Source organism: Pirellulales bacterium (assembly GCA_035546535.1).
Classification (GTDB): Bacteria; Planctomycetota; Planctomycetia; order Pirellulales; family JACPPG01; genus JACPPG01.
The window spans coordinates 1-20,568 of the sequence record DASZWQ010000064.1 but is presented as its reverse complement, the minus strand read 5'-3'; the positions used below and the strand labels follow the sequence as shown (position 1 = coordinate 20,568).

At 62.3% G+C, this 20,568-nt stretch carries 14 protein-coding genes and 1 riboswitch; of the genes, 7 read left to right on the top strand and 7 right to left on the bottom strand.

Translation table 11 applies throughout. The features are described from left to right. Positions 1-333: 333 nt before the first annotated feature. A complete protein-coding gene (gene glmS, locus VHD36_08600) occupies positions 334-2,217 on the bottom strand; it encodes a glutamine--fructose-6-phosphate transaminase (isomerizing) (protein HVU87368.1) in 1,884 nt (627 codons plus the stop codon). 552 nt (positions 2,218-2,769) lie between these two features. Beyond that, positions 2,770-2,993, top strand: a riboswitch (cobalamin riboswitch). Positions 2,994-3,171: 178 nt separating this feature from the next. Here glmS and VHD36_08595 point away from each other — a divergent pair. From VHD36_08595 to aroE, 4 genes are all read left to right on the top strand, one after another. Continuing rightward, complete coding sequence (locus VHD36_08595; GenBank protein HVU87367.1) at positions 3,172-4,023, top strand: DUF1559 domain-containing protein; 852 nt, start codon at positions 3,172-3,174, stop codon at positions 4,021-4,023. Between the two features lie 51 nt (positions 4,024-4,074). Next, positions 4,075-5,247 (top strand): PEP-CTERM sorting domain-containing protein, encoded by a 1,173-nt coding sequence (locus VHD36_08590; protein HVU87366.1) that lies wholly within the window; start codon positions 4,075-4,077, stop codon positions 5,245-5,247. Continuing rightward, the gene (locus VHD36_08585) at positions 5,244-6,077 is read left to right on the top strand and encodes a class I SAM-dependent methyltransferase (GenBank protein HVU87365.1); all 834 of its coding nucleotides are present in this window, start codon (positions 5,244-5,246) and stop codon (positions 6,075-6,077) included. The genes VHD36_08590 and VHD36_08585 overlap by 4 nt, the downstream gene beginning before the upstream one ends. Before the next feature lie 158 nt (positions 6,078-6,235). Continuing rightward, entirely contained in the window at positions 6,236-7,084 is an 849-nt protein-coding gene (gene aroE / locus VHD36_08580) for a shikimate dehydrogenase (protein ID HVU87364.1), read from the top strand. An 18-nt stretch (positions 7,085-7,102) separates the two neighbouring features. Here the strand turns inward: aroE and VHD36_08575 are convergent, their stop codons facing one another. The 3 genes from VHD36_08575 to VHD36_08565 form a co-directional block, all read right to left on the bottom strand. Next, on the bottom strand, positions 7,103-10,447 hold the full coding sequence (locus VHD36_08575) for a DUF1549 and DUF1553 domain-containing protein (GenBank protein HVU87363.1): 3,345 nt from the start codon (positions 10,445-10,447) through the stop codon (positions 7,103-7,105). Positions 10,448-10,508: 61 nt separating this feature from the next. Beyond that, a complete protein-coding gene (locus VHD36_08570) occupies positions 10,509-11,957 on the bottom strand; it encodes a c-type cytochrome domain-containing protein (GenBank protein HVU87362.1) in 1,449 nt (482 codons plus the stop codon). 285 nt (positions 11,958-12,242) lie between these two features. Further along, complete coding sequence (locus VHD36_08565) at positions 12,243-12,710, bottom strand: ABA4-like family protein (protein ID HVU87361.1); 468 nt, start codon at positions 12,708-12,710, stop codon at positions 12,243-12,245. A 255-nt stretch (positions 12,711-12,965) separates the two neighbouring features. Here VHD36_08565 and VHD36_08560 point away from each other — a divergent pair, with 255 nt between their 5' ends. Both VHD36_08560 and VHD36_08555 read left to right on the top strand, forming a co-directional pair. Further along, a complete protein-coding gene (locus VHD36_08560) occupies positions 12,966-14,399 on the top strand; it encodes a sulfatase (protein HVU87360.1) in 1,434 nt (477 codons plus the stop codon). 499 nt (positions 14,400-14,898) lie between these two features. After that, positions 14,899-16,002, top strand: a complete 1,104-nt coding sequence (locus VHD36_08555; protein HVU87359.1) for a Gfo/Idh/MocA family oxidoreductase — start codon at positions 14,899-14,901, stop codon at positions 16,000-16,002. A 173-nt stretch (positions 16,003-16,175) separates the two neighbouring features. Here VHD36_08555 and VHD36_08550 read toward each other — a convergent pair whose 3' ends face one another. The 3 genes from VHD36_08550 to VHD36_08540 are packed head-to-tail and all read right to left on the bottom strand — an operon-like array spanning position 16,176 to position 18,978. Next, positions 16,176-17,333 carry an MlaD family protein gene (locus VHD36_08550; GenBank protein ID HVU87358.1) on the bottom strand — a complete coding sequence of 386 codons (1,158 nt, stop codon included), beginning with the start codon at positions 17,331-17,333 and terminating at the stop codon, positions 16,176-16,178. 17 nt (positions 17,334-17,350) lie between these two features. After that, the gene (locus VHD36_08545) at positions 17,351-18,199 is read right to left on the bottom strand and encodes an ABC transporter ATP-binding protein (GenBank protein ID HVU87357.1); all 849 of its coding nucleotides are present in this window, start codon (positions 18,197-18,199) and stop codon (positions 17,351-17,353) included. Beyond that, complete coding sequence (locus VHD36_08540) at positions 18,196-18,978, bottom strand: ABC transporter permease (protein HVU87356.1); 783 nt, start codon at positions 18,976-18,978, stop codon at positions 18,196-18,198. Before VHD36_08540 ends, VHD36_08545 begins: the two co-directional genes overlap by 4 nt. A gap of 452 nt (positions 18,979-19,430) precedes the next feature. On the opposite strand from VHD36_08540, the gene VHD36_08535 reads away from it, so the two are divergent. Next, the gene (locus VHD36_08535) at positions 19,431-20,168 is read left to right on the top strand and encodes a DJ-1/PfpI family protein (GenBank protein HVU87355.1); all 738 of its coding nucleotides are present in this window, start codon (positions 19,431-19,433) and stop codon (positions 20,166-20,168) included. Positions 20,169-20,568 lie beyond the last annotated feature (400 nt).

The following is a 20,568-nucleotide window of genomic DNA, read 5'->3' as shown; positions in this document are numbered from 1 at the left end:
CAGGGCGAAGGTAGCGCTGTGTTCCCAACGGTATGTCCGTGATGCAAGACCCCTTCTCAGCCGCCAAGCCTAAAAGAATTCTCCGCAGGCGCCAAACAATCTGCCCACCCTCAGGTCTGGACAGATGACAGCGGCCTGCTCCTTGGAATCGTCGTGGCGGCGCGTTTGGCGGCAAAGCGACAAGGTACCGTGCCGCTCATGGATGCTTCGTGACCACTTTGCGTCACGGATGGCCGGGAAGCAAGAGGCGGATTACGACCGTCGGGTGCCGGCTGGCTTAGGGCGAGCAGCCGCCGAGCGCAAGTCCAGGAACCGGAATCTTACCGCCGCCGGCTATTCCACCGTGACGCTCTTGGCCAGGTTGCGCGGCTTGTCGACGTCACAGCCTCGCAGTACCGCGATGTGATAAGCCAAGAGTTGCATCGGGATGGCGGAAACGATGGGTTGCAGGAAATCTTCGACGGTGGGAATCTGAATCACGTCGTCGGCCAGCTCCGCCGCCTGGGCGCCCGCTTCGCAAGTGATGGCGATCACCGGACCACCGCGCGCCTTGATCTCTTCCATGTTGGCGATCACTTTGTCGTACACCACGCCGTGCGGGATGAGGAATACGCTGGGCGTATTCTCGTCGATCAACGCAATCGGGCCGTGCTTCATTTCTGCGGCCGGATATCCTTCGGCATGGATGTAGCTGATTTCCTTGAGCTTCAAGGCGCCTTCCAGTGCCGCCGGGAAATTGAACTGCCGGCCCAGGTACAGGAAGTTGCCGCACTGGTAATACTTTTCCGCGATGCGGCGAATTCGATCGTTCTCATTCAACACCTGCCGCACCTTCTCCGGCAGCTCCTGCAAGCGCTCAATGACTTTCATCCCCTGGGAAAAGCTCAGGTGCCGTAGACGCCCGAAGTACAGAGCCAGCATCGTCAGCACGGCGACTTGAGAGGTGAATGCTTTGGTCGAGGCCACGCCAATTTCCGGACCGGCGTGCAGATAGATTCCGCCGTCGGCCTCTTGCGCGATGCTCGAGCCAACGACGTTGCAGATGGCCAGGGTCGGATGCCCCTGCCGCTTCATTTCCCGCAAGGCCGCCAGGGTGTCGGCGGTTTCGCCGCTTTGCGTGATGGCAAACACCAGCGTGTTATTGTCGATCGGCGGATTGCGGTAACGCAATTCGCTCGCGTATTCCACTTCCACGGGCAGCCGGGCAAATTCTTCAATCAAGTATTCGCCGACCAGGGCCGAATGCCAGCTTGTGCCGCAGGCCGTGAGAATGATGCGATTCACGCTGCGCAACTGCTGCGGCGACAGGTTCAAGCCGCCGAAATGCGCCGTGGCCTCGTCCACCGACAAGCGGCCGCGCATCGCGTTGCGCAACGTCTCGGGCTGCTCGAAAATCTCCTTGAGCATGAAATGCTCGTAGTTCCCCATGTCGACATCGCCGGACTGCAACTCTAGCGTCTGTACGCTGTGATGCACTTCGCCCTGATCGCGGTGAATGACGCGCAGGCTGTCGGCCGTGACGACCGCAATCTCATGCTCGGCCAGGTAGACGATCTTGTCCGTGTAGCCCACCAGCGGCGAAGCGTCGCTGGCGACAAAATGTTCGTCCTCGCCCACGCCGACCACCAAGGGGCTGCCTTGCCGGGCGGCGATGATCACATCGGGATAGTCACGGAAGATGATCGCCAGCCCGTACGTCCCCTGAAGCTTCGCGAGCGCGCCGCTGACGGCGGCGATCAGGGGTTCGTGCCGATCCGCAGCGCTGCCACTGCCGTTATGCCCATGATGCGCCAATTCCTTGGCCAGACAGTCGGCCACAAGATGGGCGACGACCTCGGTATCTGTGGCGGAGTGGAACTCGTAACCCGCGCTCAATAGATACTCTTTGAGGGCGCGGTAATTCTCGATGACACCATTGTGTACGATCGCCAAATCGTGCCGGCCGCCATAGTGCGGATGAGCGTTGGCGTCGGTCGCCGCGCCGTGCGTGGCCCAACGCGTGTGCCCGATGCCGATTTGCCCGTCGGCGGGCTCGTCGGCCAGAATGTTCACCAGGCGGTCGAGTCGCCCGGCGGCCTTGGCCAGCGCAAACTCGCCCGACGGCGTGATCGTAACAACGCCCGAGCTGTCGTAGCCGCGATATTCCAGGCGGCGCAGCCCTTGGACGAGGAACTCACTGGCGTTGCGAAAGCCTACGTAGCCGACGATGCCGCACATGGAAGCACCCTATGAGGCTGGGGGAACGGCCAAAACGACCGCGCGACTCATTGATTCTACAGCCGCCAAGGGCGAAACCTAGTTGGTTTTCACCCGCTGGGGCGACGGACAACCTTCACGGCCTGTTAGCACGGACATTCCGGGCTATCAGCCGTTACAGGAACAAGCTGGGCAGGGAAGGGACAGGACGGGAGAACGACGGGAAAGGAGAAATCGATAGTCCGATTGTAGTCAGGTTACCCGGGGTCGTCACGCTTCTGCCCCTACGCTGCCGCACAAGTTTTCGTTCAAAATCCGCGGCTCGCATGGTTGCGAACAGCCTATTCGGCAGATTTGTCACGCGCGCGCCAGAACGATCGGCGTAACCGGCCTGCCGACTTGCGATGGTCGATGTGCGACCATGCCGCAGGCAGCTTTCACCCGTCCACGCCAGCGTTACCCAGATGTGGCAATTTGTCATCGCGGCAATGAAAACGGCGTTTTTCACGGCCGAAACGAGAATCGACAGCCACTTATTGACGCCGCCCGAGGCGATTGCTAACTTCTGGGCTCGTGCATTGGTGGCCGGTTGGCTCCGTTTTGAGCCGGCCGGCAAACAGGGAACTCCGGTGTAATTCCGGGACGGCCCCGCCGCTGTAACCGAGTGCTACTTAGGGAAGCTGCTTCAAGCCATTGTCGTGCGGCCTGCTAACGCGAGTTAGCTGCCGGTACGACGAGAAGGCCAGCTCAGCCCGAGCTCGGGAGTCAGAAGACCTACCAATGCGGTGCTCGGCAGCTTCTCCGCGAGGGACGGAGGCTGCGGAAATTCGGTCTGTCGAAGGACGCCGCTAATCGCACGCTTGCTGCCCTGATCGGCCCACGCGGGATCCGTCATGCGCGGTTGCTTGCGCAACCGTGCGCCAAGGTCGCGCGTTGCTCGTCGCTCGGCATGCGCGCGTGCGCGGTGAAACAGCCATGATCGGGTCGAAGCTTGCCAGCCGTTGCCGGGCAAATCGCGGATTGTCGACCCGTGGCTTCAGCCTGGTCGAAATCCTGGTCGTGATCGCCATCATCGGCGCGCTGACGGCGCTGCTCCTGCCGGCGGTGCAGCAGGCGCGGGAATCGGCCCGCCGCGCGGCCTGTGGCGACAATCTGCGGCAGATCGGCATCGCGCTCGCGAACTATCACGATAGCCTGGCCGCGTACCCGCCGGGCTGCACCGATCGTAATGTCCAGCAACTCGCCTGGTCGCTATACGTTCTCCCGTATCTCGAACAGCAGAACATTCGCAGCCAGTTCAATACGTCGTACCGCTACGACAGTCCGGTGAACGCACCGGCCACGAGTCAGGTGATCGCGGTTTATCTCTGCCCGTCGACCAGCCGGCTGACCAATGACCGCGACGGCAATTTCACCGGCAGCTTGCCTCTCACGCCGGGCGCCATGCGCGCCTGCAGCGATTATGGCGGAATGTTTGGTAACGGGCTGCTGCCGCTTTCGCTCTATGCCAACGGCGTGATGCTTTACGACCGCAGCATTCGCCAATCAGAAATTGTCGATGGCCTGAGTCACACCATCATCATCGCCGAGGACACGGGCCGGGGCAGCTTGACGGGTGGCGAATGGGCCAATGGCGAAAACATTTTCGATTCGACCAAGAGCGTGAACATTTTCCAGGACAACGAAATCTGGTCTGACCACGTCGGCGCCGCCCAGGTGCTGATGTGCGATGGCAGCGCCCATTTCCTTGATGCTTCGATTGATTTCAAGGTCCTGGGGCCTCTCTGTACCCGCGCGAATGGCGATGCTGATTACTTGATTGAATAGCGGCCCGCACGGCCGCTGACACCCATGATGCTCCTCGAAAGGAAAGATTCCATGCAATTTGATTTTTTCGAACGTACCTGCCTGATGATCGTCCTGGCGGGTGGCTGCTTGCTATATGCCTCGACGCCCGTGGTCGCCGCTCCGTTTCTTGCGCCAGGCTTCCAGACGACCGACCTCTCGTCGGTTACGACCAACGCCGCAGGTGTGGCTTACAGCCCGGATGGCACGTTGTACATCGTCGAGGGTTCGTTTAACTCGCCGTCGCATACGATCGACGTCGTGCATAGCGACGGTTCGCTCGGGACGCCAATTCAAGTGCAGGATACGAGCGACTTCGGCGGCTTCGGCAGCGTCGGCGGTGTCACCTGGGATCCGATCACGGGCGGTTTGCTCATCACCGACTCGGATGGTGGCGATTATCTATTTTCCGTGCCCGTGACGGGCTCGATCTCGAGCGGACACGTCAACGTCACGCCCAGCACGATTTTGAGTGATCCCGGCTTCAGCGTCGTGCCGTTTATTTCTCAAGTTGCGGTGCGACCGAATGGCGACATCTTCGTTTCAGACGCCGCCGGAGGCCCGGGCATTCAGGGACCCGGAGCGTCGATCTACGAAATCAACCGCTCGACGGGCGCGGCGAACCCGGTGATCAATACCGGACAGGATTACACCGCCGGCATGGGCTTCGACTCGCAAGGGCACCTGATCTATCAGACCGGCGCTTTTAACTTCAGCGGCGGCCCTCCCACGTCATCGATTTTCCAGGTCACGCTTTCCGGTACCGGCGACGCGACGGCGACCAGCGGTTCTCCGCAGTTATTAACCTCCAACGTCGGTAGCTTCGACCTGGCCGTCACCTCGGGCGATCACTTGTTGGTAACCGGTAGCGTGCCGGTATCGACCGACAGCGGCGCCAATCCCTACACCTTTGGATTGTTCCAGCCGGGCCTGGGGAGCAACGCAGCCGACGGCATCCTCAGTCTGCCGACGGCCAGTGGCAGCGAATTCGGCGAAAGCCTCGCTTATTTGCCAGGCACGACCGATTTCGCCCCCTTCAGCGGTGCAGCCGGCGGGCGCGTGGCCTTTGTACTGAGTCAATCGGGCCCGGGCGCTGGGTTTAGTGACACCGTGATGGTCGTACAGCCGGTCCCCGAGCCGGCCACCGCCGCCTTGGCTGCCGTCGCCCTGGTGCTGGTCGCGGCGGGCATTAAACTGCGGCGATGAACCGCGAGCCCGCAGATTTCTCGTCCGTTGCCCGGCAGCATAACGCCCGTGCGTGGGATGCGCTGGTGTCGCGGCAGCAGCGTTTCACACGGCCGGCGCGCGACAGCGACATCGCCGATTCGCCCGCCACGGTCGCCGGCGATTCCTGGCTCGAGGAAGGTGTCGCCCGCCGGCGCGTCCTCTGCCTCGCCGCTGGCGGCGGGCGGCAAAGCGCGTTCTACGCGGCAGCCGGCGCGCAGGTGACGGTCGTCGACATCAGCCCCGCCATGCTCGCGCTCGATCGCGCCGTAGCGACCGAGCGCGGATTGAATATTCGCGCGGTGGAAGCGTCGATGGACGACCTGTCGTGCTTTGCGGCCGACGAATTCGACATCGTCATCCAGCCGGTCAGCTCTTGTTACATCCCTGACGTATCGCGGATGTATCGCGAAGTGGGACGCGTGATCGCGGCCGGTGGTGTTTATATCAGTCAGCACAAACAGCCCGGCAGCCTGCAGGCCGACGTACGGGCAAGCGCGCGCGGCTATGAGCTCGTCGAGCCCTATTATCGTAACGGACCGCTACCGCCGGTGGCCCAAAGCCCGCATCGCGAGGAAGGGACGCTCGAATTTCTGCATCGCTGGGAAGAGTTGATCGGCGAAATGTGCCGCGCCGGCTTCGTCATCGAGGATTTACTCGAACCGGTTCATGCCGATGCGCAATCCTCGCCGGGCGAATTCGCGCATCGCAGCCGGTACGTGGCGCCATATGTCCGGATCAAGGCGCGGCGCAAGCCGAAGTCGCCCGTCGACACGTCTCGCGGCGGATCGCCCGGGCTGTGGATGCCGTGACCGTCGCGACAATCGGCAAATGATGTTTTTCGACCACCGCGGTGGTTGAAAATTGGGGCGGCAGCGGGGATGATTGAGGCGATTCATCCGGCCCGAGACACTCGCATTCCCGGCCGGTGTCATTGCACCACCTCCCTTAGTTCGACGGATGATTTGCCGTGCCCCGATCTATTTTGCAAGAGGTGTGCGCTCTCTTGGGCCAGGCCGTTGCCGGTAATCCGACACAGTACATGATGGAGAAATTGTTCATCCATCATGGTCTCGATTGGCGTTACCTGACGTTGGAAGTCACGCCCGAAAATCTGGGGGATGCGATTCGCGGCATCCGCGCGCTGGGCTTTCGCGGGGCCAACATCACCAAACCGCACAAGGTGCCCGTTCTCGAGTACCTCGACCGATTGACCGACGCCGCGGCCTTGATCGGCGCTGTGAACTGCATCGTTCGCGATGGCGAGCAATTGGTCGGCGAGAACACCGACGGCAAGGGCTTCTTGCAGTCCTTGCGCGGTGTCGTTGATCCGGCTGGAAAACGCATCATGCTCTTGGGCGCCGGCGGCGCGGCCCGGGCGATCGCCGTCGAACTGGCGCTGGCTGGCGCGGCCACGATCTCGGTCGTCAATCGCTCGATCGAGCGCGGGCAATCGCTGGTCGATCGCTTGAACGAAAAGACCCACACGCCTGCGGCGCTCATTCCCTGGGAAGGCGATTTCCGCGTCACTTCCGATACCGACGTGCTCGTTAACGCCACGTCGATCGGTCTGAACGACGAATCGGCCCGCGTACCGGTGAACCTCGACGCGGCGCCGCGGCACCTGGTCGTGGCCGACGTGATCGCCAGCCCGCCGGTCACGCGGCTGGTGCGCAAGAGTCAGCAGGCCGGCTTCAAAACGCTCGACGGCGTGGGCATGATCGTCAACCAGGGGGCGATCGGCTTCAAACTATGGACCGGCATCGACGCCGACGTGCAGGTCATGCGCGACGCCGCCGAGGAATTCGTCGAGTCGTAAGAGCGACGCCCCTCGGACTCAGCGGTTGAACAAGAACGCCGGGCTGTTGATTAGCGCCCACGCCAGATCCTGTGCACCCTGCAGCCGGTATTGACCGTGGGCCTGCCGGGCCGTTTCGAGCGTGGCGTTCAAACGCAACCATTCAGCATCCTGGCTGCGGAAATGCGCCGTGATGGCCGCTTGCTGTTCCGGCGTGCGCTTGTCGGCCGCAATCACGAGCGCCTCGGCCACGGGGGCCGGAAGCGAATCGAGCTTCACCGGCCGCGGCGCGTTTGTTGCCATGATGCGGAATCGGCCGAGCGTGTGCTGCCCGCCGTACGGTTGATCGAGCACGAGTGACAAGACGCTCCCTTCGGCCGTGCCGATGTCGGCGGCCGTTTCGAAAATCGCCAGGTGCGATTTGCCAGCGGCGGTGGCGACGGCCCAGCCCGAGTTGCCGTCTCCATCGATGGCGTTGGCCGCTGGATAGCCTTCCTGGGAGAAGTCGGCCACGCCCCCTTGCAGCGCCACAGCTTTGCCCGCCGCCAGATCGGCCAAGGGCGCCGCGGTCACTCGCACATTTCCAAGCACGAAGTTTCCATTCGGAGCGCGTCCCGGGCCGCCCGATGGCAGGCTCGGATCGGCCAGAACCTCGATGCGCAAAGCGGTGATGCCTGCCAACCGCGTCGTACCGACGATCGTGTACGTATCCTTGTCAGGGCTCACACCAGTGGCGGCGATCGAGCCATCCGGCTGCGGCGTCAACGTCGTTCCCGCCATCGACGTAGCCGATGCCACAGCGAGCGGCGTCCAGGTCACGGGCTGCTGCTCTTTTTCCCACGCAGCTTGCCGTGCCGGCAATTGTTCGCGCTCGAACGCATCGACTTTGGCCTGCAACAGGTTGTATTCTTCTTTCGCCGCGTTGATCGCAGCGACGCCCGCGGCCGATTCCTCGGGCTTTGGAAAGCGATTCAAAATCGCCACGAACAATTCTTCGACAAGCTTCGAGTCGTCGGCCTGCGCGCCCACCAGCGACGCGATGCGATTTTGCGGATCGGCAATCGCTTCGGCGATCGTGGGACCATTCACCAGGTTCAGCGCCTGACCGAGCATAACGCCGGTCGAACGTTCGCACTCGCAGGCGCTTTCGCGCGGCGGGCGGCCAAACAGATTCAAAAAGCCGTCGGCCAGTTCCACGCCGCTATCGGGCAACTGCGTCGCCAGAAAGCCCTCGGGCACGCCCGGCAACTTTGGCCGCGAACCGGTCGCCGCGTGTACGGCGTCGTACAGCGTCTCGGCCGGCAAGCGCCGCGCCAGGGCGTGTGCGAAGTTGATGTCATCGTCCTGGTTCCACTTGTTCGTAGTGATCGACTGCTGATAAACGCGCGACTTGCAAATCTCGCGGAACAGCTCGCGCACGTTGAACCCGCTGTTGATGAAATCGGCCGTCAGCCGATCGAGCAGCTCGGGATTCGTGGGCGGATTGCCGGCGCGAATATCGTCGATCGGTTCGATGATGCCGACCCCCAACAGGTAGCTCCAAATCCGGTTCACGTAACTCTTGGCGAAATAGGGGTTGTCCTTCGACGTGATCCAGTGCGCCAATTGGTCACGGCGCGAGGGCGCCGCGGCGGCGCTGTCCGACCCTGCGTATTGGTAAGGGAACTTGGGCGGCGTGACTTTTCCGGTACGCTCGTGCGTCACTTCGCCGGCTCCCTGGTCATAGACGATTTCCGACAGCGGTAGCGCCTGCTCGACCGCGGTGCCGCCGATCTTGCGATCGGCGAATTCGGGATCAGCCTTGCGGCCCACGTGCGCGAAATACGCCGCTAGCTGGTAATACTGGTCCTGCGTCCAGCGCTCGAACGGGTGATCGTGGCACTTGTTGCAGTTGAAGCGCACGGCCAGGAAGAGCTGCGTCGTGTTCTCCATCACGTCCGCTGGCGCGCGAAGGACCTTGTAGTACGACGCGGGCGGATTCTCCATCGTCGAGCCCGACGCCGTCAGAACGCTGTACACGAACTGATCGTAGGGCATGTTGTCCGACAGCGCCTGGCGAATCCAGTTTCGAAACGCCCAGGCTCCCTCTTCGCCCAAGAACTTTCGGTTCACTTGCAGCAAGTCGGCCCACTTGTTCGTCCAGTGGTCGACGAATTCCGGTCCGCCAATCAGCCGATCGATCAATTCCTCGCGTTTGAGCCTGGTTTCGCGCGTGTCGGCGAGAAAGGCCCGCACCACTTCCGGCTGCGGGGGCACGCCCACCAGGTCGAGATAGACGCGGCGGACAAACTCGGCGTCGGTGCACAGGTCGCTGGGCAGCACCTTCACCTTCTTCAACTTGTTGTAAACCAGCGTATCGAGGTGATTGTTGGCCGGTGGATCCTGCCAGGCGAAGCCGCTACGATCGCCCATCACGACGACGGTCGTGGCTGCATAGGCCCCTTCGTAGCGGGCCAGAAGCGACGCCTCTCCGCGCCGCGTGCCAGTGGCCAAACCTTGCTTGTCGACCTCCACCACGTCGGTCAGGCTGCTTTCCAAGAATGCTTCGGCCGTGACGTCGCGCACTGCCCCATCGGCGTAAGTGGCCATCACGATCACTTGCTGCTTCATGCCCGGCAGCGGGATCTGCGGTCCCTGCGGATAGACGTCGATCTTGGTCACTCGGGGCGTGTCGAGATTCAGCTTCACGCCGGCCGCGATCCACGCGCGCAGCAGCTCGTAATACGGCTCGCCCGGATGCGTCAGCACGCCGCCCACGTGCGGCACGCCGCCCGACGGTTTGAGCAGCATCAGGCTCTGATCGGGCGCGGCGCGGTTAAAGCGCCGGCCGGCCAGATCGTCGGTCAGGGCGCGATGATCGAAGAGCGGATCGTAACCGCGCAGCGAAAGTTTGAACCCGTTCTTGCCGTTGGCCGCGCCGTGGCACGTGCCGGCATTGCATCCCATCTTCGACATGGTGGGCATCACGTCGCGTACGTAATCGACCGGATAATCGGCCGCGTACCCCGCGACTTTGACCGGCACGTCCGCTGTTTGGCCTGCTAGCGAAATGCGCAGCGCCGTTTCACCGTCGGCCACCGGTCGCACCAGGCGGTGATCGTTCAGTTTCACCAGGCCCGCGGGGTCTTCGACCTGGGCCATGCGCGTGACGTCGATCCGCGAACCATCGGCCGAGACGCCCGTAATGAGCAGTTGCGCATAAGCGTAGCGGTTGGCCAGTGCAATCGATGCGGGCAGGACCTCCAACCTGGCGAGCTGCATCCCCTCGGGCAGCTTTTCAAGGGCCAGCTCGTCGGCTGCGAAGGTCGAAGCAGTCATAACCACCAGCCCGGCCACGATCAGCACCGTGTTTCTCGCCAGGCGTCCATATCTTGTGCGATTCATAGCGATCAGCTCTGTGGAGTTATGGATCGATCGATGAATTTCGAGTTTCGTTTGGGAGTCGTTATCGCGCAGCTTGTTGCGCCGCGGCCGGCGCGAGCGGCACCGGCATGAACTCGCGCAACATACTGCCTGACGTGGGATCGTAAATGCGCACCATGCCGTCGAAACCGCCCACGGCGACTTCCTTGCCATCAGGCCGGAAAGCGACGCTGTAGACCGCGCCATGCTCGGTAGCAAAACGCGATACCAACTTCGCATCGGCTTCGTTATAAACCCGCACTTCGCCGGCACCGTCGCTTGAGCTGCCGGCCACGATGCGCGAGGCGTCGGCGCTATAGCGGACCGAAAAGATACGGCCTGGCATCGCCTCGAACGCGCGGATGAGGTTGAAGTCGTCGCCGATTTGCCGCGCCTTGGTGCGGTGCATTTGATAGATCTTCGGCGTTCCGTCCGCCCCGCCGACAAGCAATTCGTCATTCTTCGGGTTGCGGTCGATCGTCATGAGCCCGCCCTTGAGCGCGCCGGGCGTGATGCTGGTGATATTGTCCACGAAACGCTCGGTGGCGACTTCGTTCAACTTCATCGAGCGATCGCGACTGATGCTCACCAGGTGCGAGCTGTCGGCGGAAAATACGGTATCGAGCACCCAATCGTTGTGCGCGCCTTGAAAAAACACCTGCTTGCCGCTCGCCGCATCGATCGCGCGGCAGGTGTTGTCGGCACAGCCGAAGGCGACCTTGCCGCCGTCGCCGGACCAGCTCGCGCCGTAGATCGTGTCATAGGTAACCAGCACCGATTGCTTCAGTTCACCGCTCGCCACGTCCCAGATCTGCAATTCGCCGAAACGACCCGGCGAACCACCCGTCACGGCCAGCCGCTTTCCGTCGGGCGAGAAGCGGGCCGACTCGATCCGTTCGGACAAGCCCACCAGCCGCGCCGCAATACTGCCGGACGCGCCGCCGGCGCCGTCCGCTTTGTGCAATAACACCTCGTGATAACCCGAAACGGCCAGCAGTGCGCCGTCGGGCGAATAATCGAGCGACGTAATCACCGGCGGCGCGGCATAGACGGGCGGATGATCGCGATCGATGGCGATCTCGGCCGCGTCCGGCGTGTCATCCTTGGCGCCCTCGGCGATCCACCGCCGCACGAGGTCGATCTGATCGGGCTTCAGCGCCGGCGCGCCCTTGGGCATGGCCGGCGGATCGTTCCCGCTGGGCAGAATCTGCGACAATAGCTCGCTGTCGTCCGGCTTGCCCGGAACTACACCCGCCTCGCCACTCTCGCCCCCCTTGACCAACGTGGCGTAGCTGGTGAGCGTGAGCCCGCCCAAGGCCTTGGCCGGCTGATGACACCCCTGGCAGCGGTCTTGCAGGATCGGGCGAATGTCGCGAAAGAAGCTGACCGGCGGACGCTCGGCGGCGGGCTTGGCATCCTCGGCGCGTATCTCACTATTCAGGAAAAACAGCGCGACAACGAAAACAGAAAACAGCAGGCGCGCGAGTTTCATCCGCGACCTCGAATAGTTGGCTTCAATGGGTTACGGCGGGCAGTTGCGGATCAAGGGACCCGGGCGATCGCGTCCACGGTCGGCAAGTTTCGACTTGCCACGGCGGGAGTCGCAAAATGCCGCGCAGGCCCTCTGCGACCGGAGTGGACAGTGACGTGCGCCGGCTCCGGCGCATATCCCCTCATCCCGCTAATATAAGCGGAGGCGGAATGGCGAGGCAAACAGTTTGCCGGAGCCCGAAATCCCCGGGTTTCCCGGGCGACTCTCTGTCGTATCGAAACTTTCTCAGCTTACCGCGGCGGTTTCGCCCGCCCCAGCAACGCCGTCGTCGATCCAGACGGTTCGCCGCATCGCTGCGCGAATCGCGAAATACAACGCCAGCCCGATCGGCCCGAGCATGAACGTGCCAATCAGGCACGGCACGATCAAAAGGTGCGAGATGCCGCGGCGGCGCGAGTCGCGCACCTCCCAACTGCCGATGAACAAGTCGAACGCGAGGTAATGAATCCAACCCGCCAGGAGCAGCGCGTCGACTTCGAACAATCCGCGCACGCCGGCCAGGCTATGGAAGTTTCCGTTACCGTTCGCCAGATTCGTGACCATCAGGTACGCGTACATAAGCGCCAATATGAGCGGAATGACAAACGGCGCGATTAGCTGCGTGGCCCACCGCCACCATGGAACGAAAATCAAGAGCAGCCAGCCCGGAAGTGCGATGGCGCCGGCAATGCTGAAGAGCGTTTCGAGATTCATGACGGCCCCGTGGCGACAAGAATGAGGTTTGGCCAAGCCGCCCCGCTGCGGCTCGCTCGCGACGCGCCGCCAGTCTATCATCGGGGCATGCACGAGCCTATTTCGCAAGCAGTGCCGACCAGGTTCCAGAGTCGGCGATGCTCCTTTTCTGGTTTCGCGGCCTTGCACTGCGAGTCGGCAAGAGTCGGCACACCGCTGCTTGCCATTCTGTGGGTTGCATTCTGCGCCGCGACGGCCCTTGCCGCGCGGCCGAACGTGCTCTGGATCTGTGCCGACGACCATGCGGCCTACGTCATGGGGGCCGATGGAAACGAACGGGTGCGCACGCCGCGGCTCGATCAACTGGCCGCCCAAGGCACCCGTTTCGCCCGCGCGTATTGCAACGCACCGGTGTGTACCGCCTCGCGTCAGTCGTTTTTGACCGGGCGTTATCCGCACAGTGTGGGCGTGACGGTGCTGAAGACGGCACTATCGGAAAACGAAACGACACTGGCCGAAATTTTGCGGGATGCCGGCTATCGCACGACGAGTATCGGCAAGATGCACTTTAATAGCGCGCTCAAACACGGGTTCGACACGCGCATCGACATGCCTGAGTATCAGCGCTGGATTGCCACACGAAAGCGCGAGCCGCTGCCCGAGGGCGTTGCCGTTTTGCCGGCGTGGAAACCATTTCAAGATCCGGCGCGGATCTGGCTGAACAGCTTTTGCCGCCCGTATGCCGCGCACGACTCCGACATGGCAGGGACGTTCTTCGCCGGTGAGGCCGCGCGCGCGTTGCAAGCCGCCGGCGAACAGCCCTTCTTCCTGATGGTCAGTTTTTACGAACCGCACTCGCCGTTTCATTTTCCGGTTGAGTTCCGCGGGAGGCATGACCCTGCCCAGATGCCAGTCTTCCCGCTCGGCGCCGACGACGACGCGCAGATTCCCGCGATCTTCCGCGATCTGACTTCTGCCGAGAAGCAAGGGATTGAGGCGGCGTATTACACGTCGGTCGAGTTCCTCGACAAGAACGTGGGCCTGGTGCTCGACGCCCTGGCGGCCGCAGGCCATGCCGACGACACGCTGGTCGTCTATACCGGGGACCACGGCTACATGCTTGGTCAGCACGGCCGGTTCGAAAAGCATTGCAGCTTCGAGCCAGCCATCCGCGTGCCGCTTGTTATGCAGCTGCCGGGGCGCGTGCGCGCCGGAACCGTCTCATCGGCATTGGTCGAACTGATCGACGTCGCGCCGACGATTCTCGACGTATGCGGCGTCAATATGCCGGACGCGGTCCAAGGGCGCTCGCTCGCGCGGTTGCTCGATGGCACGGCCGATAGGCATCGCGATTGCGTCTTCATCGAATACGCCGAGAACGAGGAAGCCGCGGTGCGCACCGATCGGTGGAAACTGGTCTACTCGACCGGCCGGCGCGAACGGCAAGATGGCTACGCGACCGGCCGCCCGTTACCGGGAAAGACGGTGTGGCTGTTTGATATGCAGGCCGATCCCGACGAAATGACGAATCTGGCCGCGCGCCCGGAGCGTGCTGCGCTCGTCGCGCAGCTGACCGAGAAACTCGCCGAGCACATGCGCGAGGTGACGCCGGCGGCTAACGATCTGCCGGCCGGCGCAGACGCCGACACCGTCCTGGCCCGCTGCCTGCCGCCGGTGGAAGAGATGAAAACGGAGAGCGCCAAACAGTAGGGTGCGCTGTGCCACCCCTTTCAAGCTGTCATCGAGGATCTGCTTCGGCTACAAGTGTATGATTTTTCAGGAGTTTGAGCATTGACCACAAGCGCGTTGACCGATCGGACGCAGGATGCGTTGCGCTGCGATACACTCTCGTCCGGGAAAACATGGGAGAATTCGATTTCGTCGTGGCGCGACGCGCGCCGCAACGCGTCGAGATCCGTCGAGCGCGTCCACGCGTCTCGCTCCGGTTCGATCGCGTTCCACATGTACGAAGACATTGCACATCATGGCTTTGCGTTACGCGACGTGAAAACGGTAGCGGTAATACAAGCATTCAAAATGACAGCTTGAAAGGGGTGGGTGCGCTGTGCGCACCACCCCGTTTCGACTTCGGTGCTCACAGAGCACCCTACGAAATTGCCGTTTGCCACGCGGCACTTGTGGACAAGCCACCAGTGGCACACATGTCGCGCGGCCGTGCCTTGTAATTCTCCTCGGAGGCGAAAACATCATGCCCGACACATTTCGCGTTGCGGTGATCGGACGAACCGGTCGCGGCGATTACGGACATGCCATCGACACCGTCTGGGCCGAGGTGCCTGCGACCAAGGTCGTGGCGGTGGCCGACGACGACCGCATGGGCCTGGCCGCGGCGGCAAAGCGCTTAGGCGTCGACCGCACGTACGCCGACTACCGGCAGATGCTCGACGAGGTGAAGCCCGACATCGTGGCGATCGCGCCGCGCTGGGTCGATCAGCATCGCGACATGACGGTGGCGGCCGCCGAGCGCGGGATCCACATCTTCATGGAAAAGCCGTTTTGCCGCTCGCCGGCCGAATCCGACGAAATCATCGCCGCCTGTGAGCGCACGCACACACGGCTGGCGATCGCGCACCAGACGCGTTACAGCCCGAAGATCGACGTGGTGCGCGACATGATCGCGGCCGGTCGCATTGGCAAGATTCTCGAGTTGCGCGGCCGCGGGAAAGAAGATCAGCGCGGAGGCGGCGAAGATCTCTTCGTGCTCGGCTCGCACATCATGAACCTGATTTGCACCTTCGGCGGCGCGCCGCAGTGGTGCTTCGGCACAGTGGCGGTCGACGGCCGGCCAGCACAGCCTGCCGATGTGAAGGAGGGGCCCGAGGGATTGGGGCCACTGGCGGGCAATAGCGTGAGCGCCACGTATGGCATGCCCGACGGGGTCACCGCTTATTTCAACTCCGTGCGCGGCGGAGGGCAGTCGTCGCGGTTCGGCTTGCTGATCTGCGGTTCGGCGGGATTGATCGAAATTCAAACTGGCTACGTGCCCAACGTGAAATACCTCGACGATCCCAACTGGTCGCCGGGCCGCAGCGGCCGCGCATGGCAAGACATATCGACGGCCGGACTAGGCCAGCCCGAGCCGCTCGCCGACGGCAGCGCGCTTGCGGGCAACAAGGTGGCGGTTTTGGACCTGATCGACGCGATCCGCGAAAACCGCGAACCGAAATGCAGCGCCTACGACGCGCGCTCGACCATCGAAATGATCATGGCCGTCTTCGCCTCGCACGTCGAACAAGGACCGGTCGCCATGCCGCTTGCGAACCGACAGAACGCGCTGGCGGCGTGGAAATGAATTACACCACGGAGACACAGAGGCACGGAGAAAATGCAAAACGATGGATGGCGAAGCGCTTAGCGATAGTTGATGAGCGAAGAGGAAGATGTTCGCCGGTACCGATTTCTTCCGCTCATCATTTTGCATTCGTACTTCCGCATTTTCTCCGTGTCTCCGTGGTGCAACATCTCCTAATGCGGCATCGGCGTCGGCGACCAGACCGGCGTCGGGCTGTTCCAGGGTTGTTCTTGTTGCAGTGTCGACGAAGGTGAGAACAGCCCTTGCTTCGCGCCCGTGCTCGGGCTGAGGGCGCCGCGCACGCCCAACAGCTCGGGATGCCGGGCGATCTTGTTCGAGAACTCCCGGGCGTCGCGCACCACGGGCTGCAACTGCCGCGTCAGGTTCTCGATGTTCTGCACCGACGAGCTCACGCGCTGATACAGCTCGGGGTTATTGATCAACTGCCCCAGCGAACCGTTGGGATCGTTGATCGAGGTGCTGAACTGCTCGAGCTCGGTCATCACGCGATCGAGCTTGTTCATCGTACGGTCGATCGTATCGACCAGTTCCGGGCCGCGCTGGCCTAGCGGCCGGGTCAGTCCTTCCATGTTTTGCAGGTTGCGGTCCGCTGCCTGCAGCGTGACTTTGAAGCCGTTGACCGCCTCGCGCGTGTCGCGCAGCACGTCCGGCAAGTCGTTCAGTGCCTGTTTGAGTTTCTCCTGTGCGCCCTTGTCACCGATCACGGCGTTCGTGTTGTCGGCAATCAAGCGGATTTGGTCCAGCGCCAGTTCCGCCTTGTTGACCACGCGCACGATCTGCTCGTCGTTGTTCTCCAACAGGTCCGACACGCGATGCGCCAACTTGCCAATCTCATCACTCGTGGTCGACACGCTCGACACGGCCGTGGCCAGGGTCCCTTCCAGATTGCTGATCGCCTGCGCGGGATCGACGGTCGAAATGCCCACGATCCGGCTGCCACTCTCGATCGGCTCGCGGGGCAACTTGTCGTTGAAGCCGACGAATTGGATGACCGCGTCGCCCCCCAGGAGCGAGCTGCCGACCTGGCAGATTTCGTTGGTGTACAACTTCACGTGCGAATTGATTTCCGCCGTGATTAGCACGCCCGAGTCTTCCAGCTCGACGTCGGTGACGCGGCCGATGAGGATGCCGCTTTTGCGCACGGGGGTATCGCGCGAAACGCCCAGCGCCTGGCGGAACGTGATATAGACCGTGTTGCGCGGCGTGGTGAAGTTGGGCAGCGAGCCGAACAACACCACCAGGATGCCAGCGATGATGAACGTCGCCAGCACCATCACGCCCACCCGAAACTGTACGACTCTTTCGTCCATGATTTGCGTCTGGTGGGTTAGCTATTGTTGCGGCTGGCGGCCATTTCGCGCATTTCCATGAGGCGTTCGCCCGCCTCGCCATGCACGAATTGCCAGACGCGCTTGTCAGGGCAAGTCTCGAGGGTTTTCGGCGACCCGTCGTAGATCATCTGGGCATCGTCCGACCCAAGCCGGGCGATCGGAAAGAGCATGACGACGCGGTCCGTCACCTTCTGCGCCGTGTGCATGTCGTGCGTGACCACGATGCTGGTCACGGGATAGCGCTCGCGCGTGCGGATGATCAATTCGTTGATCACGTCGCTCATGATCGGATCGAGCCCCGTGGTCGGCTCGTCGTAGAGCATGATCTCGGGATCGAGTGCCAGGGCCCGGGCCAGACCGACGCGTTTGCGCATGCCGCCCGACAGCTCGGCCGGTTTTTTGGCCAGCGCCGTCGTGGGCAACCCGACTTCGGCAAGCCGTTCGAGGACGATCTGGTGAATCTCTTCGGGTGTCTTTTTCGTGTGTTGCCGCAGTGGGAAGGAGACGTTCTGTTCGACGTTCATGCTGTCGAATAGCGCCGCCTGTTGAAACAGAAACCCGAAACGGATGCGCTGCCGGGTCAGCTCGCGGTCGCCGACCTTGGTGAGGTTGACGCCGTCGAACAGCACTTCGCCGCGCGTGGGATGTACCAGGCCGATAATGGTCTTCAGGAGCACGGTCTTGCCGCAACCGCTTTCGCCGATCAGCCCTAGCGTCTGCCCGCGTGGCACGTCGAGGTTGATGCCGCGCAGCACGCGCTGCCGACCGAATTGCACGTACAAATCGTGCACTTCGACCAGGTTGCGGTCGGCTGCTTTCTGGTCTTTAGGTCGCGAGGTGCTCACAGCAACGACGTCCCTTGCGGCCAGAGAAAGTAGTAAACCGAGTCGAGAAAGATGCCCAGGAAGAAATCGAGCATCAAGATCACGACGAAGGAATTGACAAACGCGCTATAAGCCGCGCGGCCCACCCCTTCGGCCCCCGGATCGCAATGAAACCCGCGATGGCAACTGATCAGCGCGATGGCGGCGCCGAAGAACAGGCTCTTGAAAACGCCGCCGAAGAGGTCAAACGCGCCGACGAATTCTTGCGCGTTTTCCCAGTAGTGGTGATTGTCGATGCCCAACAGCTGCGTGCTGTAGAACCAGCCGCCGACCACGCCCATGAAGTCGGCCATGATCGTCAGCGTGGGGATCAGGAACAGGCAGCCGATGAACCGCGGCACGACCAGGTACTGCACGGGATTCGCGCCCATACTCGACAGGGCGTCGATCTGCTCGGTGACGCGCATCGTGCCTAGCTCGGCAGCCATGGCGCTACCGACCCGTCCGGCCAGCATCGTGGCGGCCAGCACCGGGCCCAACTCGCGGACCAGCGACATATTGATGATCGCACCGAGCCGGGTTTCCAAATGAACGATGCGGAATTGCGAATAACTTTGCACGGCCAGCACCATACCGATGAACGTGCCCGTCAGGGCGACGACCGGCAGGCTGAGCACGCCGATCTGGTAGAAGTTCGGCAACAGGGTTTCGCGCCGCGGCATCCGTGACACCAGCCACAAAAACGTCCGGCCACCAAAGATCATGATGTCGCCGAGCGCCGCCACCCACGTGATCACCATGTCGCCCAGGTCGGCGATCCAGGCTGCCACGGCATGGGACAGGGACCAGCGTCGGTCGCTCGGGTGGAGCGGTGCTTGAACAGCGTCAGGGGTCATGATCGACGAATGGGTCGCAACGAGAGGTGAAAACGCGAGCGCAGCGTGAACGGTCGCGGCACGAGAATCATAGGCATCTACGATTACTTCGTCCCGCAGCACTGGCCACCTGCAGACACGTGGGCGGCTGGTGCGACTCGGCAGTTTGGAGCGGCAAAAGCGATCGAACAGTTCGCGGTTTTGGCAGCCTGCGGCGTAACACAGCGAGGTTCTGACGCGCCTCCGACGGGTCAGCAAGCTTCCTGTGCGACGGTGCTTGCAGCTAATGGCCGCGAGTCGCTCGATCGGCTACCATTTGAGCGGCTGGCGTGCGTGGTCGTTACTGACAGCACTTCAAACCTCTAGAGGGCACTCTCATGCTCACGCTAGCACTGCCATCGCGCGCCGCTCGGCGGCTAGGCCAACTCACAATCGTTACCGCAATGTTCGCGGGCATCGATGCGTCCGCCAGGGCGGGCGACGAATCGTCCACGGGCGGCGCACAGGCGCCGACGCGCACGCTCGGCGTGGTCCTCTATCCGCGCTTCGAGCTGTTGGACGTCTATGGTCCGGTCGAGATGTTCGGCGCCGTAGGTAATCGCGTGAAGATCGTCATGGTCGGCTACCAGGCCGGGCCGATCACAAGCGCGCAAGGGCCGAAGGTCGTGGCTGATTACGCGTTCGATAATTGTCCGCCGCTGGACTTGATTCTCGTGCCCGGCGGATTCGGCACCGCCACGCAGTTGGGGAACGAGCCGCTGTTGACCTGGCTGCGCGATCGCGCCGAGCGGGCGGAGATCGTGATGAGCGTTTGCTCGGGCTCGGCGCTGTTGGCCAAGGCCGGATTGCTCGACGGCCGCCGCGCGACTTCGAACAAGCAATTCTTCCAGTTCGCCGAGAAGCAAGGACCGAAGGTCAATTGGGTCAAGGAAGCGCGGTGGGTCGAGGACGGCAATCGCGTGACCAGTTCGGGTGTCTCGGCCGGAATGGATATGGCCCTGGCCGTGATCGCGCGGCTGTACGGCGAACAAACGGCCGAACGGGTCGCCCATGGCACCGAGTACCAGTGGCACCGTGACGCCAACGTCGATCCTTTCGCTAAATTCGCGAAATAGGCCGTCCGGCTTGTTAGCGCGGAAAGGCCTAGAATTTGGAGGGCGAAGGCTAAAAAGGGCTCCTGCCGGATGGCAGCGTCCCAGCTCTGTGTTGTTGGGCTTACCGGTCGTGTCTGCAACTTCGACCAGCTTTTTCGAGAAAGCGCTGGAAGTCAATGCAAATGCCATCGAAGAAACAGGCTGTACTTAAACGCATCAAAAACCTCGAAGAAGCGATTGTTAAGGGGCGCGAATATCTCGACGATGGTAAACATGCCGACAGTACTGTCCGGTTGAACTTTTTTGATTTTGTTTCAAGTAGTTGGCCAAACGCAACTTGCATTCAAGCATGAGCGCGCACGACTTCAAATTGATCGCTGAGAATGAACCACTTTGTTCCGGTTTAGTCGGGCAAAGGGTC